This window comes from Sphingopyxis sp. 10G20-10 (genome assembly GCF_057365075.1).
The window spans coordinates 557988-572291 of record NZ_CP195117.1 but is presented as its reverse complement, the minus strand read 5'-3'; the positions used below and the strand labels follow the sequence as shown (position 1 = coordinate 572291).

Sequence of the window (14304 nt, the reverse complement as noted above, 5' to 3'; positions counted from 1 at the left end):
CATTATGACCGACAGCGCCCCCGCCAAAGAAACGCGCGACTATCGCGACACCGTGTTCCTGCCCAAGACCGACTTTCCGATGAAGGCCGGTCTGCCGCAAAAGGAACCGCTCATCCTCGCCAAATGGCAGGAGCAAAATCTGGAAGGGCAGATTCGCGAAGCCCGCAAGGACCGCGACCAGTTCATCCTCCACGACGGCCCGCCCTATGCCAATGGCGACATGCACATCGGCCATGCGCTCAACCATATCCTGAAGGACATGGTTGTCCGCACCCAGACGCTCAAAGGCAAGGACGCGCCCTACGTCCCCGGCTGGGACTGCCACGGCCTGCCGATCGAGTGGAAGGTCGAGGAACAATATCGCAAGAAAAAGCTGAACAAGGACGAGGTGCCGGTCGAGGAATTCCGCGCCGAATGCCGCGCCTATGCCCAGCATTGGGTCGACGTCCAGCGCGAACAGGTCAAACGCCTCGGCATCGGCGGCGACTGGGACAACCCCTATCTCACCATGGACGCCGAAGCCGAAGGCACCATCGTCGCCGAACTGATGAAGTTCGCCGAGAGCGGCCAGCTCTATCGCGGGTCAAAGCCGGTGATGTGGTCGCCGGTCGAAAAAACGGCCTTGGCTGAGGCCGAGGTTGAATATGAGGATATCACGAGCACGCAGATTGATGTGGCGTTCGAGATTGTGGAAGCTCCGAATGCTCCTAACATTCAAGCCATGATCGACAGCGGTGAAAAAGTATCTGCCGTGATCTGGACAACGACGCCGTGGACGATTCCGGTCAATCAGGCTTTGGCTTATGGAGCGGATATTGAGTATCGACTGTATCGAATTGCCGTGTCTCTTACCGGCCACGATACAACTGCGGCTCCCGAACACCCTTCGTGGCAAGCTCTCAACGACGTCAAAGTGCTTATCGCTGACGACAATGCTCTCAAGGCAGGGTTTGAAAGTCGACTAAGAGAGTTTTGGCCGGGAGCCGGGCTTGTAGATGTTGATGACTGGCATGGCAAAGGCTCCGACCTCGCCGGCACCATCGCCCGCCACCCGATGGCGAACCTCTTCTCCCCCCTCCCCTTCAGGGGAGGGGCCGGGGGTGGGGGCTCGCGGGATGGCGCAGCGCAAACCGGTACCCCCCACCCCAACCCCACCCCTGAAGGGGAGGGGCTTGATACCCCCGCCACCATCCACCCCGATTCCCCCCTCGCCGAATTCTACCTCCGTCCCCGCCCCTTCCTCGCGGGCGATTTCGTCACCACCGACAGCGGCACCGGGCTCGTCCATATGTCGCCCGACCATGGCGAAGACGACTTTGACCTCTGCAAAGAAAACGGCATCGACCCCGTGTTCGCGGTAACGGGCGACGGCAAATATCGCGAAGATTGGGCATGGCTCGGCGGGCTGGGCAGCGTCATCAATGCGAAATTCAACGCCCCCGACGGCCCGATCTGCACCGATCTGCGCGAATCGGGCGGGCTGCTCGCGGCCAGCGCCGATTACAAACACAGCTACCCGCACAGTTGGCGCTCAAAGGCGAAGGTCATCTATCGCTGCACCCCGCAATGGTTTGTGCCGATGGACAAGATCGTCGATCACGACACCCCGCGCTGCGCCGCCGAAGCCGACATCCGCGCCGCACAAGGCGACGGCGAAACGCTGCGTGCAATAGCGATGCGCGCCATCGCCGACACCCGCTTTGTCCCGCCCAAGGGCCGCAACCGCATCGGCAGCATGGTCGAGGGCCGCCCCGACTGGGTGCTGTCGCGCCAGCGCGCGTGGGGCGTCCCGATCACGCTGTTCGTCCACCGCAAATCGGGCCATTATCTTTGCGATACCGCCGTCAACGACCGCATCATCGCGGCGGTGAAGGAAAGCGGCGTCGATGCGTGGAGCGACGCGCGCGCGCAGGACTATCTCGGCCCCGACTATGACGCCGCCGATTATGAACGCGTCACCGACATTCTCGACGTCTGGTTCGATTCGGGCTGCACCCACGCCTTCGTCCTCGAAAGCGGCAGATGGCCCGCGCTGACCCGCCGCGACGGATCGACCCACAGCGCCGATCTCTACCTGGAAGGCAGCGACCAGCATCGCGGCTGGTTCCAGTCGAGCTTGCTCGAAAGCTGCGCCACGCGGGGCCGCGCGCCGTATAAAGCCGTCCTCACCCACGGCTTCACCATGGATGCCAAGGGCTTCAAAATGTCGAAATCGCTCGGCAACACGATCAGCCCGCTCAAAATCATGGAAACCAGCGGTGCCGACATCATCCGCCTGTGGGCGCTGTCGGTCGATTTCACCGAAGATCACCGCATCGGCGACGAAATCCTGAAAGGCGTGTCCGACCAGTATCGCAAGATGCGCAACACCTTCCGCTACATGCTCGGCGCATTGGAAGGTTTCAGCGAAGAGGAACGCATCAGCGACGTATCGGCGATGCCCGAACTCGAACGCTATATGCTCAGCCTGCTCGCCGACCTTGATGCCAAGCTGGCCCGCGCGGTCGATGACTTCGACTTCAATAGCTACACCCGCAGCCTGTCCGATTTCTGCAACGAGGATCTGTCGGCCTTTTACTTCGATATCCGCAAAGACAGCCTCTACTGCGACATCGGCCCCGCCGCACCGCTCGGCACCGACAAGCGCCGCGCCTATCGCACCGTCCTCGACACATTGTTCCACGCGCTGGTCCGCTATGCCGCCCCGGTGCTGGTGTTCACCGCCGAAGAAGTGTGGGGAACGCGCTATCCCGACGCGGGATCGGTCCACCTCCTCGAATGGCCAAAACTGCCGTTCTCCCGCGAAGGCGGGAGCCCATCATCTGCTGGCGCAAGTCCGAACCAATCGGAATTGGGTTCCCGCCTTCGCGGGAACACGGAACTCGCTGAAAAATGGGCAAAGGTCCGTACCCAGCGCGAAGCCGTCACCGAAGCCATCGAGCCTTTCCGCCGCGAAAAGACCATTCGGTCGAGCCTCGAAGCAGAGGTCACCATCCCCGACCCCGCGCTCGACACCGCTGATCTGGAAGAGGTCTTCATCGTTTCGGCGGCGCGCAGCGGCGATGCGCTCACCGTCACCCGCACCGAAAACCACAAATGCGGGCGTTGCTGGCGGCACCTGCCCGAAATCGCTGCCGACGGCGACTTGTGCAATCGCTGCGACACGCTATTGAACCCGGCATGACCACCCAGCGTTCGCCCTATATCCGCTTTGGCCTCATCATTGCCGCCGTCGTTTTCCTGCTTGACCAGCTGGCGAAATGGGTTGTGCTTGTCCCGTTGTCGCTCAAGACGCAGCCGCAGGGCATCATCGACCTGTTGCCGATTTTCCGGCTGCACTGGGCCGAAAATTGCGGGATTTCGCTGTCGCTTTTCTCCAACTGCAGCGACGGCCAGCGTTGGACGCTGGTGGCGATCACCGCCAGCGTCGCGATTGCCGTCGCCATCTGGATGATGCGCGAAAAGGCCAAGGGCGATGTGTTTGCGCTGGCGCTGATTTTGGGCGGCGCGATCGGTAATATCGTCGACCGCATCCGCCACGGCTTTGTCGTCGACTATGCCGATTTGCATTTCGGGGATTTCAGCCCCTTCCTGATTTTTAACGTCGCCGATGCGGGGATTACCATCGGTGTGCTTTTGCTGGTTGCGCGCGCGCTGTTGTTGCGCGAAAAGGCGCCAGACGCGGAAGCCAAATCCGCCAGTGAATAACGGGGCGATCGAGGAGTGAATATGACCATGAACAAGATTGCCATTGCCGCAGCTATTGCGGCCGCCATGACCCTGACGGGCTGCGGCTCGACCGGCCTTTTCGGCCGCGACCGCCCCGACGAAATGGCGGTGTCGCGTCAGGCGCCGCTCGTCGTACCGCCCGACTATTCGCTGGTTCCGCCCGCACCGGGCGCCGCACGTCCGGGCACCGAATCAACCGCGCAGCAAACGCTCCGCGCCCTGTTCGGCGGCCCCAGCGCCCGCAGCGCCAGTGAAGCCGCCGTTGTCGGCAGCGCCGGCAAGCTCGACTCCGACCCCGGCATCCGCAGCGAAGTCGGCAGCCCCGACACGCAGGTCGTCGACAAAGGCCTCGTCACCCGCGACATCCTCAGCGCCCCCGAAGGCGATGGCCGCGACGCACAGGCGGCGATTCCGGGAGCCTAAGGCTGCAAAGACATTTGTTCAGGCGGAGACGCGCAGAACGCAGAGAGACAAGAGGGTGGCCAATGGCCGCCCTTTTTCTTTGGCTAACAAAGGGAATGAGTCCGGAAGGCCCCTTAGGCCCGAACCCCCGCCTCCACGCCCGCGCTGTTGTGGCGCAGCGCCTTTAGCACCGTGTCGACAATCTGCGGCGCGTTCAAACCGGCGGTGTCATATTGCAGGTCGGGCTTGTCCTGATCCAGAAACGCATCGGGCAGGCGCATCGTGCGCAGTTTCAACCCCGCATCGATCAGCCCTTCGTCGCTCGCGAGCGTCAGCACATGCGCGCCAAGCCCGCCGATGCTGCCTTCCTCGATGGTCACACAAACCTCGTGGTTGGCCAGCGCCTTGCGGATCAAGTCCTCGTCGAGCGGCTTGGCAAAGCGCAGGTCGATGACGCTGGTCGACAGGCCTCGTGCCTCCAGCGTCTCCGCCGCCTTCATCGCCTCGGCCAGCCGCGTGCCGAGCGACAGGATCGCGACCGTCTTGCCGCTGCGCACCACGCGCCCCTTGCCGATTTCAAGCCGTTCGGGAACGTCCGGCAAAGCCACACCCGTGCCGCCGCCGCGCGGATAGCGGAACGCAATCGGGCCATCGTCATATTCGGCAGCCGTGTAGGTCATATGGACCAGCTCCGCCTCGTCCGCCGCCGCCATGACAACGAAATTGGGCAGAGTCGCAAGATAGGTCACATCGAACGATCCGGCGTGCGTCGATCCGTCGGCCCCGACCAGGCCCGCGCGGTCAATCGCAAAGCGCACCGGCAGATTCTGGATCGCGACATCATGGACCACCTGGTCATAGGCGCGCTGGAGAAATGTCGAATAAATCGCCGCAAACGGCCGCATCCCCTGCGCCGCCAGTCCGGCGGCAAAGGTCACCGCATGTTGTTCGGCAATCCCGACGTCAAAGGTGCGCGCCGGATGCGCTTTTGCAAATTTGTCGACGCCGGTGCCCGACGGCATGGCGGCGGTAATCGCGACAATGCGCGGATCGGTTTCGGCCAGCTTGGCCAGCGTTTCGCCGAACACATTCTGGTACGACGGCGGCCCCGGCGGCGATTTGGCCTGCACGCCGGTAATGACATCGAATTTCTGGACGCCATGATATTTGTCGGCGGCGGCTTCGGCAGGGGCATAGCCCTTGCCCTTTTTGGTGACGGCATGGATCAGCACCGGCCCATGGTCGCTGTCACGGACATTCTCCAGCACCGGAATCAGATGCTCCAGATTATGCCCGTCGATCGGGCCGACATAGTAAAACCCCAGCTCCTCGAACAATGTCCCGCCCATCGCCATGCCGCGGGCAAATTCATCGGTTTTCCGCGCAGCCTTGTGCAGCGGATCGGGCAATTTGCGCGCGAAACGCCGCGCAATCTCTCGCAATTCGATAAAGGGGCGCGACGACACCAGCCGCGCCAGATAGGCGCTCAGTCCCCCGACCGGCGGCGCGATCGACATGTCATTATCGTTCAATATGACGATCAGCCGGTTGCCCGCCTGTTTGGCATTGTTCATCGCCTCATAGGCCATGCCCGCCGACATCGACCCGTCGCCGATGACCGCAATCGCGCGGCCCGGCTGGTCCTTCAGCTTGTTGGCAACCGCAAAGCCCAGCGCCGACGAAATGCTTGTCGAACTGTGCGCGGCGCCGAACGGATCATATTCGCTCTCGCTGCGCTTGGTAAAGCCGCTCAGCCCGCCGCCTTGCCGGATGGTGCGAATCCGGTCGCGGCGTCCGGTCAAAATCTTGTGCGGATAGCATTGATGGCCGACATCCCAGACCAGCCGGTCGCGCGGCGTATCGAACACATAATGAATAGCGGTGGTCAGTTCGACCACACCCAGTCCGCTGCCCAGATGGCCGCCGGTGACGCCAACCGCGGCAATCATCTCTTTGCGCAATTCATCGGCCAGCTGCGGAAGCTGTTCGGGACGTAATTTGCGCAGGTCGGCGGGGACATCCACCGTGTCGAGCAACGGGGTCGTAGGTCGATCGGTCATGGGACCGCCATACCGGTAACCAAAGAAACTGTCGAACAAAAAGGGGGAGGCACACATCTGGCACACCGATAGGGCGGGCCGCCCCATTATGGGGTCAGGGCGAAACGACTGTTCCCCCCTTTCCATCGCTGCGACAATCACTTACACATGGGTCCGAGGGGCAAGAAAGCAGGAACGCTGTTGCCCATGCCCATGTCAAAACCCCCTCCCGCCCTGCGTCTTCGCGACGCGCCTTTCCTCGCTGTCGCCACTCTGGCTTTATGCGTTATGGCACCGGCACAGGCGGCTGAGCCAACGCTCTATTATGACCCGGCGATACTCGCAGATGTGACGCTGGCGGTTGGCGCGGCGGAGGGCAGCCCGAACCCACCGTCCCAAAACCTGCCGTCCGAAACCATAATGCCGATCCCGGCGCCAGAGCCGGACAGCCGTCGCTGGGCGCGCGACTATCTGGCGGTCGCGGTCGGGGCGGTCAACGCACCCAGCTATGATGGTTCGGACGACCGCAAATGGCTCCCCGGATTTTACCTGCGCGGGCGGGTGGACGGTTTTGCCTTTTCAACCCGCGGCACCAATTTACAGGTCGACCTGCTGCGCCAGCGACGCGGCGCGCGCACCGACTGGAAATTGGGACCGATCATCAACCTGCGTGCCGAACGCAATGGCAACACCGGCGATGCGGCGGTCAACACGCTCGGCAAGCGCAAGCTGGCGGTGGAGGCGGGCGTATCGGCGGGTGTCACCCATAGCGGCGTTTTCACCGGCAACTATGATCAGATCGGGCTGCGCCTCGTCGGCCTCTATGACATATCGGGACGTCACAAAAGCTGGGTTATGTCGCCAACAATCGAATATGGCACTCCGCTGTCCAAGCGCAGCTATCTGGGCGTATCGGCCTCTTTCAACGTCTATGGCAAGGGCTATGGCCGTTATTATTATGACATCGATACCGCAGGCAGCGCCGCGAGCGGCCTTCCCGTTTACAGTCGCGCTGGCACGCGGGCGGTTATCGGCAAATATACGTTCGGCGCGGCGGGCGCCTATGCGCTGTCGGGCGATTTGCGAAAGGGCTTCGTCCTCATCGGCGGCGCGCAATATGGCCGCATCGGGGGCCGCTTTGCCGACTCGCCCATCGTCCGCATCGCGGGGGATGCCGACCAATGGATCGCGGGCGCCGGGTTCGCCTATAATTTTTAGGGGCGGCTGACGCGCCGCTTCAGCCCAGCGCCGCCGCAACCCGCCGCCGCAGTTCGGGCAGCACCTCGGCCTCGAACCACGGGTTCTTGCGCATCCAGATCGTGCTGCGCCAGCTGGGGTGCGGCAGCGGGAACAGCCCCTCGGGCGCATCGGCATAATCGCGCACCATCGCGGTCATCGACCGCTTGGGCTTTTCCCGCCAATAATATGGCAGCGCGTGCGATCCGACGAGCAGGGTCAGCGCAATATTGGGCAGCGAAGCGCGCAAAGGCGCGTGCCACAGCGGCGCACATTCGGGGCGCGGCGGATTGTCGCCCGATTTGCCGGTGCCGGGAAAGCAAAACCCCATCGGCATCAGCGCGACCTTGTCGGCATCATAAAAATCCGCATCGCTGATCCCCGTCCATTCGCGCAGTCTGGCCCCGCTGGCGTCATCCCACGGCACCCCCGACTCCTGCACCCGCGTCCCCGGCGCTTGCCCGATAATCAGGATGCGCGCCCCCGCCCCCGCCTGCACAATCGGGCGCGGCGGGCAGGGCAGATGCGCGGCGCAGACAGTGCAGGCGCGGATACGCACCAGCAATTCGGGCAGAGTCTCGGTCGCCATGCTGGACAGTCTTACCCGCGCGCCCTATCAATACAACATCCCCGGGGAGCCGCTTGGCTGAGAGGTGGGTTTCGCACCCTACGACCCGTTGAACCTGACCCCGTTAACACGGGCGGAGGGAGGGAGCGGCACCAGAACCCCGCCCCCGCTTTTCCGCCGATGGAGAGCGTAATCATGGCCGATATAGACAGCCACATCGAAGCCGCCACACCCCCCAAGGGCACTATCGGCGTCACCACCGGCCCGATCCGTGGCAGCCGCAAGATCCACGTCGCCGCCCAGACCGGCAGCGGCATCCGCGTCGCGATGCGCGAGATCAGCCTCGACCCGCACTGTGACGAAGCTCCCGTCCGCGTCTATGACACCAGCGGCCCCTATACCGACGCCGACGCCACCATCGACATCAACGCCGGCCTTCCCGAACTGCGCGCCAGCTGGATCCGCGACCGCGGCGACGTGACCGAAGTCATCCAGCGCGAAGTGCGGCCCGAGGATAACGGCCAGCTTGGCCCCGACCGCAGCGGAGGCGTCGCCCCCTTCCCCAACGTCCGCCGCCAGGTGCTGCGCGCCAAACCCGGCCATAACGTCAGCCAGATGTATTACGCCCGCAAAGGCATCATCACCCCCGAAATGGAATATGTCGCCGAGCGCGAGAATCTGGGCCGCGCCCGCAAGGCCGAGTATAAACGCGACGGCGAAAGCTTTGGCGCGTCGATCCCCGACTATGTCACCCCCGAATTCGTCCGCGACGAAGTGGCAAGAGGCCGCGCCATCATCCCCAACAACATCAACCACCCCGAATCCGAACCGATGGCCATCGGCCGCAACTTCCTCGTCAAGATCAACGCCAATATCGGCAACAGCGCGGTGGCGTCCGACGTCGCGGCCGAAGTCGACAAGATGGTGTGGTCGATCCGCTGGGGCGCCGACACGGTCATGGACCTGTCGACCGGCCGCAACATCCACGATACGCGCGAATGGATCATCCGCAACAGCCCCGTCCCCATCGGCACCGTCCCCATCTATCAGGCGCTGGAAAAGGTCGGCGGCGTCGCCGAAGACCTGACGTGGGAAATTTTCGCCGACACGCTGATCGAACAGGCCGAACAGGGCGTCGACTATTTCACCATCCACGCCGGCGTCCGCCTGCCCTATGTCCCCCTCGCCGCCAAGCGCATGACCGGCATCGTGTCGCGCGGCGGCAGCATCATGGCGAAATGGTGCCTCGCGCATCACAAGGAGAGCTTCCTCTACGAACGCTTCGACGAGATTACCGAGATTATGAAGGCCTATGACGTCGCCTACAGCCTTGGCGACGGCCTGCGCCCCGGCAGCATTTACGACGCCAATGACGAGGCGCAATTTGCCGAGCTCTACACGCTGGGCGAACTCACCAAGCGCGCCTGGGCACAGGATGTGCAGGTGATGATCGAAGGGCCGGGCCATGTCCCGATGCACAAGATCAAGGAGAATATGGAAAAGCAGCTCGAAGCCTGCGGCGAAGCGCCCTTCTATACCCTCGGCCCCCTCACCACCGACATCGCGCCCGGTTATGACCATATCACCAGCGGCATCGGCGCGGCGCAGATCGGCTGGTACGGCACCGCGATGCTTTGCTATGTCACGCCCAAGGAGCATCTGGGCCTCCCCGACCGCGACGATGTCAAAGTCGGCGTCGTCACCTACAAACTCGCCGCCCACGCCGCCGACCTCGCCAAGGGCCACCCCGCCGCCCAAGTCCGCGACGACGCGCTATCGAAAGCGCGCTTCGAATTCCGCTGGCGCGACCAGTTCAACCTGAGCCTAGACCCCGACACGGCGGAGCAGTACCACGACCAGACCTTGCCTGCGGAAGGCGCCAAAACCGCCCATTTCTGCAGCATGTGCGGCCCCAAATTCTGCTCGATGAAGATTTCACAAGAGGTCCGTGAGTTCGCCGCGAACAACCCCAACAGCGACCTGATGTTCGCCCCCAAAAGCGTCGAAGAAGCCGAACAAGGGATGCAGGAAATGAGCGAGCTGTTCAAAGAAAAGGGCAGCGAGCTGTATATGGGCGCGGGTGATCGGGAGCATGATTGACTAACAGCTTAAGCCCGTGATATGAGAACATAATGAGAACTAATATGCTTGAAGTCTTTGAACTCGCCCTTCGCAATTTGCATGCGACGGGCAAGAAAAAATTTGGCGGCGAATGGTTTGTAAGACTTGCTAAGCGTAGGGAAAAATTCAAACAGGCTTATGCTTCATTGGACGAACCCGACCGCGATCCAATTGACTACTCGTCGCTAAGCGCACGGACGGCCTATGTCTTTGCTTATGCACCAACGCGAGCCGAGTATACTCGGCAGTTTCTGATGCGGCATCGAGAAGCGTTGGGTAAAACGCTTTTCGGAAAGGGGGTTATTAACGTCGCAAGCTTTGGTGGCGGTCCGGCAAGCGAACTTGTTGGCCTCATTAGGTATCTTGAGGATGCAGCTTCTGGGGAAGCTGTGAACACAATTCGCTATGTGGTATATGATAAGGATGGCGATTGGGAGAACGTAGCAGACGATGTAATCGCATCGCTTGGTACTGACATTGATGTAGAGGTGGAATATCAAAGCGTCGATGCTGCCAATCAGCGAAAGATGGAGAAAATTGACCTCTCAGAAGCTGATCTCGTTATTTTTAGTTACATCATGTCGGAACTAGCAAAATTAGAGAAAAGAGAAAAAATATCGGAAAATTTTCGTACCATACTTACCAGCTTGAAACTGGGGTCAAAGATTCTGTTTATTGACAATCTACATCCAATTTTCATCCAATATTTTCAATCCTGTAAGCTTGTGAAAGGGTTGATGCAAAAATCTGACGATGGAAATCCCATCGATTTTGAGTTGCTGGATTTGGTAGGCACATTTGGCGTTTTGGAAAAAGCGCTTGATTGGCGGCCGAGGACTGAGCTTCGCGCAGTTTCGAAATTGATCATTCGGACATCAACATGAGAGATTTGTTTACTCTTGATCGTCAATTTGAACCAATTCCCATACAGGATGGAGACGTATCAATCCTGCATGAAATCGAGATGCCGGTTGATTATCCAGTTATGCTCAGGAAGCTGATGGATCAAACAATCTGGCGCCAAGAGGCGGTAAGAGTTTATGGAAAAGAGCATCAGCAACCCAGACTTGTGGCACTGTACGGCGATCCGGGTATGCGGTATGATTATTCTGGAATCAGTCTTCATCCCTTGCCTTGGACCGACCTGCTCCGCGAAGTGAAACGGCGTATTGAAGATTGCACGGAATCCACCTTTAATGCAGTCTTTCTCAATCTTTATCGCGACCATAACGACAGTATGGGTTTCCACAGCGATGATGAAAAAGAGCTGGGACGTGAACCCACAATTGCGTCACTTACTTTCGGTGCAACCAGAATTTTTCGTATGAAACATAAATTCAAAAAGGAAATCCCTGTTAAAAAAATTCCACTGACCTCGGGGTCAGTGCTTTTGATGAAGGGGAAAACTCAGCATTTCTGGAAGCACGGAATTAACAAGCAGACTGAACCATGCGGGCCTCGGGTAAATCTAACATTCCGGACTATATTCAGTTCTGATTGCGGTGTCAGGTGAACACTAAAGCTTCAATTCCAATTCCGGCAAAATTCCGGGGACACTAGAAAATTCCGGAAAATTCCGGAAAATTCCGGGGACACTAGAAAATTCCGGGGACACTATACTAATTCCGCCCCACCAACTTCCGCACCATCGCCCGCACTTCCGCAGGCGTATCGCCGCTGACCACCTCGGCATAGCCGATGCCTGCGCGGCGTAGCGCTTCGCGTTTCACCGCGTCGCGCGCGGCGGTGTTTTTGCTTTTGTGATGCCCCTTGCCCTGCATTTCGACCGCGTGCAGCGGGCGGCAGTCGGCGTCGACGATCAGCAAATCGACCCGCTTTGAATTGACCGCAAAAAAGGCCGCCTCGTCGGGGCTCGCCAAAATCTCGCCCAGCGACACCTGCCCCATGGCGCGCCAGCCGGGGCTTTCCTCGGCCAGCGCCTTGTCGAGCACCGTCAGCAAGCGCCGCTCGCCCGCGTTGAGCAGCGGGCGCGCGGTGAATTTCGCCTCCATCACCACGCGCAACTGCTCGGCGGCGGTGACGACCGGATCATAGGGTTTTACTGCGGACGAATCGGGCGCAAACTTGGCGTTTCCGCGCTGCCACCGGCCCCGCCCTTTGCGCGCCAGCCAACGCTGCCGCCGATCGGCCCGATTCCAGCTTTCGCCGATGCGCTCGGCCCCCACCCCGATCGCCGCCCCCGCCGCCAGCACAAGGGCCAGCAGCAACGGTTTGTCGAACAGGGCCAAAATCTCGACGGGCATGGGCGATAGGATAAACCGGCAATGGTTACCATTACCTATGCCCCCCAAAAAAACCCCTGTCCTACATTGTTCCGCTGTGCTCCATACTAATCCATGAGCAAGCACAAACCCATCCGCATCACCAAAAAGCGCCTCAAGCTGCCCGACAACACGCGCACGCTTGGTTCGGTGCCCCGTTTCATCCCCGCCTCCCCGCGCGAACGCACCGACGGCTGGACGCCCGACAAACAGGTCGCCTTTATCGAGGCGCTGGCCGAATGTGCCTGTGTGACAGAGGCGTGTGAGCGCGTCGGCCAGTCGCCCTCGACCGCCTATCGCCTCCGCCGCCGCGTCGATGCCTACAGCTTTCGTGCCGCGTGGGAGGCGGCGCTCGATTACGGGGTGCGCCGCCTGTCCGACGCCGCCTTTTCGCGCGCGCTGAACGGTGTCACCCGCCCGGTCTTTTTTCAGGGCGAACAAGTGGGCGAGCGGCGATATTATGACGAGCGGTTGACGATGTTCCTGCTACGCTATCGCGACCCCGACACCTATGGCAAATGGCGCGACCGCCGCGAACCGCGCCGCCGCCCCGATGCCAATGCCTTCGCCCTCGACCGCTGGATGAACCATGTCGCCGAGGATGCGTGGGACCGCGATACGGGCGCGATCATCGACCGCGAGGTCGAACCCGACCCGACCGAGTGGCTGACCGATGAAGAGGCGGCGTTGGCCGAAGAGGTCGCCAACCGGCCCAAACGCCCGACCGCAGAGGAGACCGACGCCTATATCCTTGCCGGCATCTCGGTCATCCAGCGACAGAAATCGCAGGGCGTCGACGTAACCAAGCTCAAGGACGGGGAATTTAGGCGGCAGGTCGATGATGAGCTGGCGCGCATCGAAGCCGGCGGAGACCCCTTCACCCCGCCCCACCCCGACGCCGAGTCGCTGGACGAGGACGAGGACGCGGACGAGAACGAGGTGTGGGACGAGGACTCAGCGGACGCAGAAGAGGGCAACAGAGGGGGTGCCTAGTGTGACCTTTGTGACCTTTCGCCGGATTTGGCCGGGCGGCGCGCAGGTCATTTAGGCTCTCCGCCTCAGCGTTCGTCCTTGTAGAACGGGCGGTCGCCCGCGATGGTCACGCGCTCCATCCGGCGTATGGCGGGGAAATAATCGGACGCGGCATAATGCTGTCCGGCGCGATTGTCCCAAAAGGCGATCGAGCCCGCGCGCCAGCGGAACCGGCACTGGCGTTCGGGTAGCGCGGCTTGGGCATAAAGGTGCGACAACAGCGCGGCGCTTTCCTTGTCGGACAAGCCCTCGATATGGCTGGTGAAGGCGGTGTTGACGTACAGCGCCTGCTCGCCGGTTTCGGGGTGGGTGCGCACAACGGGATGGACCTGCGGCGGATATTTTTCGTGCAGCTCCTCGACGCTCTTGCCCAGCCTTTTGGCAAAGACGCGGGCAATGTCATGCACGGCGGTCATCGTGCGCAGCATGTCCTGCATCGCGGGCGACAGGGCACGAAACGCCGCCGCCATGTCGGCGAACAAAGTGTCGCCACCCGTGTCGGGCACCTCCAGCGCGCGCAGGATCGACCCCAGCGACGGTTCGGCGCGCCAGGTGACGTCCGAATGCCAGAAATTCTCCTGTCCCCGCGAATCGGGGCCGTGGGCGATGTGCAAAACCTCTGGATTCTCCTGATCCTTTGGTGTCGCGGGGTGAATCTCCAACGTGCCAAAGCGCCGCGCAAAGGCGATATGCTGCGCCGGGGTGATCGGCTGATCGCGGAAAAAGATGACCTTATGCGCCAACAGGGCGGCGCGCACTTCGGTGATCACGGCCTCATCCTGTTCCACGGACAGGTCGATGCCCGAAATCTCGGCACCGATGGTGGGGGTCATGGGTGTGACCGTAAGACGCGTGAAGGCGCGCTGCGATGCAGGATGGTTCATGGTCAGCCTCT

Annotated in this window: 12 protein-coding genes and 1 riboswitch; of the genes, 8 read left to right on the top strand and 4 right to left on the bottom strand. The window is 61.3% G+C overall.

Annotation, left to right across the window (positions count from 1 at the left end):
- Positions 1-4: 4 nt before the first annotated feature.
- The 3 genes from ACR3XE_RS02745 to ACR3XE_RS02735 are packed head-to-tail and all read left to right on the top strand — an operon-like array spanning position 5 to position 4152.
- The gene (locus ACR3XE_RS02745) at positions 5-3184 is read left to right on the top strand and encodes an isoleucine--tRNA ligase (protein ID WP_486185892.1); all 3180 of its coding nucleotides are present in this window, start codon (positions 5-7) and stop codon (positions 3182-3184) included.
- The gene (lspA, locus tag ACR3XE_RS02740; protein WP_473699114.1) at positions 3181-3708 is read left to right on the top strand and encodes a signal peptidase II; all 528 of its coding nucleotides are present in this window, start codon (positions 3181-3183) and stop codon (positions 3706-3708) included. The genes ACR3XE_RS02745 and lspA overlap by 4 nt, the downstream gene beginning before the upstream one ends.
- Before the next feature lie 27 nt (positions 3709-3735).
- Positions 3736-4152, top strand: a complete 417-nt coding sequence (locus ACR3XE_RS02735; protein WP_473699115.1) for a DUF3035 domain-containing protein — start codon at positions 3736-3738, stop codon at positions 4150-4152.
- A 113-nt stretch (positions 4153-4265) separates the two neighbouring features.
- Here ACR3XE_RS02735 and dxs read toward each other — a convergent pair whose 3' ends face one another.
- Positions 4266-6191 carry a 1-deoxy-D-xylulose-5-phosphate synthase gene (gene dxs / locus ACR3XE_RS02730; RefSeq protein WP_473699116.1) on the bottom strand — a complete coding sequence of 642 codons (1926 nt, stop codon included), beginning with the start codon at positions 6189-6191 and terminating at the stop codon, positions 4266-4268.
- 192 nt (positions 6192-6383) lie between these two features.
- On the opposite strand from dxs, the gene ACR3XE_RS02725 reads away from it, so the two are divergent.
- Positions 6384-7388, top strand: a complete 1005-nt coding sequence (locus tag ACR3XE_RS02725; protein ID WP_473699117.1) for a MipA/OmpV family protein — start codon at positions 6384-6386, stop codon at positions 7386-7388.
- Positions 7389-7407: 19 nt separating this feature from the next.
- Here ACR3XE_RS02725 and ACR3XE_RS02720 read toward each other — a convergent pair whose 3' ends face one another.
- Positions 7408-7995, bottom strand: a complete 588-nt coding sequence (locus ACR3XE_RS02720; RefSeq protein WP_473699118.1) for a uracil-DNA glycosylase family protein — start codon at positions 7993-7995, stop codon at positions 7408-7410.
- A 32-nt stretch (positions 7996-8027) separates the two neighbouring features.
- Positions 8028-8133, top strand: a riboswitch (TPP riboswitch).
- Between the two features lie 36 nt (positions 8134-8169).
- Here ACR3XE_RS02720 and thiC point away from each other — a divergent pair.
- The 3 genes from thiC to ACR3XE_RS02705 are packed head-to-tail and all read left to right on the top strand — an operon-like array spanning position 8170 to position 11608.
- The gene (thiC, locus tag ACR3XE_RS02715; protein WP_473699119.1) at positions 8170-10074 is read left to right on the top strand and encodes a phosphomethylpyrimidine synthase ThiC; all 1905 of its coding nucleotides are present in this window, start codon (positions 8170-8172) and stop codon (positions 10072-10074) included.
- Positions 10075-10118: 44 nt separating this feature from the next.
- The gene (locus tag ACR3XE_RS02710) at positions 10119-10979 is read left to right on the top strand and encodes a class I SAM-dependent methyltransferase (RefSeq protein WP_473699120.1); all 861 of its coding nucleotides are present in this window, start codon (positions 10119-10121) and stop codon (positions 10977-10979) included.
- Positions 10976-11608 (top strand): alpha-ketoglutarate-dependent dioxygenase AlkB family protein, encoded by a 633-nt coding sequence (locus ACR3XE_RS02705; protein ID WP_473699121.1) that lies wholly within the window; start codon positions 10976-10978, stop codon positions 11606-11608. The genes ACR3XE_RS02710 and ACR3XE_RS02705 overlap by 4 nt, the downstream gene beginning before the upstream one ends.
- A gap of 106 nt (positions 11609-11714) precedes the next feature.
- Here ACR3XE_RS02705 and ACR3XE_RS02700 read toward each other — a convergent pair whose 3' ends face one another.
- Positions 11715-12359, bottom strand: a complete 645-nt coding sequence (locus ACR3XE_RS02700; RefSeq protein WP_473699122.1) for a DUF2726 domain-containing protein — start codon at positions 12357-12359, stop codon at positions 11715-11717.
- Positions 12360-12452: 93 nt separating this feature from the next.
- On the opposite strand from ACR3XE_RS02700, the gene ACR3XE_RS02695 reads away from it, so the two are divergent.
- A complete protein-coding gene (locus tag ACR3XE_RS02695; protein ID WP_473699123.1) occupies positions 12453-13370 on the top strand; it encodes a hypothetical protein in 918 nt (305 codons plus the stop codon).
- Between the two features lie 65 nt (positions 13371-13435).
- On the opposite strand, the gene ACR3XE_RS02690 is transcribed toward ACR3XE_RS02695, so the two are convergent.
- Positions 13436-14293 carry a TauD/TfdA dioxygenase family protein gene (locus ACR3XE_RS02690; protein ID WP_473699124.1) on the bottom strand — a complete coding sequence of 286 codons (858 nt, stop codon included), beginning with the start codon at positions 14291-14293 and terminating at the stop codon, positions 13436-13438.
- Between the last annotated feature and the right edge of the window lie 11 nt (positions 14294-14304).

What these genes read in the sequence shown, in the direction of transcription:
- ACR3XE_RS02745 (WP_486185892.1), top strand. Translation starts at nt 5, where the DNA reads ATGACCGACAGCGCCCCCGCCAAAGAAACGCGCGACTATCGCGACACC.
- lspA (WP_473699114.1), top strand. Translation starts at nt 3,181, where the DNA reads ATGACCACCCAGCGTTCGCCCTATATCCGCTTTGGCCTCATCATTGCC.
- ACR3XE_RS02735 (WP_473699115.1), top strand. Translation starts at nt 3,736, where the DNA reads ATGAACAAGATTGCCATTGCCGCAGCTATTGCGGCCGCCATGACCCTG.
- dxs (WP_473699116.1), bottom strand. Translation starts at nt 6,191, where the DNA reads ATGACCGATCGACCTACGACCCCGTTGCTCGACACGGTGGATGTCCCC.
- ACR3XE_RS02725 (WP_473699117.1), top strand. Translation starts at nt 6,384, where the DNA reads ATGTCAAAACCCCCTCCCGCCCTGCGTCTTCGCGACGCGCCTTTCCTC.
- ACR3XE_RS02720 (WP_473699118.1), bottom strand. Translation starts at nt 7,995, where the DNA reads ATGGCGACCGAGACTCTGCCCGAATTGCTGGTGCGTATCCGCGCCTGC.
- thiC (WP_473699119.1), top strand. Translation starts at nt 8,170, where the DNA reads ATGGCCGATATAGACAGCCACATCGAAGCCGCCACACCCCCCAAGGGC.
- ACR3XE_RS02710 (WP_473699120.1), top strand. Translation starts at nt 10,119, where the DNA reads ATGCTTGAAGTCTTTGAACTCGCCCTTCGCAATTTGCATGCGACGGGC.
- ACR3XE_RS02705 (WP_473699121.1), top strand. Translation starts at nt 10,976, where the DNA reads ATGAGAGATTTGTTTACTCTTGATCGTCAATTTGAACCAATTCCCATA.
- ACR3XE_RS02700 (WP_473699122.1), bottom strand. Translation starts at nt 12,359, where the DNA reads ATGCCCGTCGAGATTTTGGCCCTGTTCGACAAACCGTTGCTGCTGGCC.
- ACR3XE_RS02695 (WP_473699123.1), top strand. Translation starts at nt 12,453, where the DNA reads ATGAGCAAGCACAAACCCATCCGCATCACCAAAAAGCGCCTCAAGCTG.
- ACR3XE_RS02690 (WP_473699124.1), bottom strand. Translation starts at nt 14,293, where the DNA reads ATGAACCATCCTGCATCGCAGCGCGCCTTCACGCGTCTTACGGTCACA.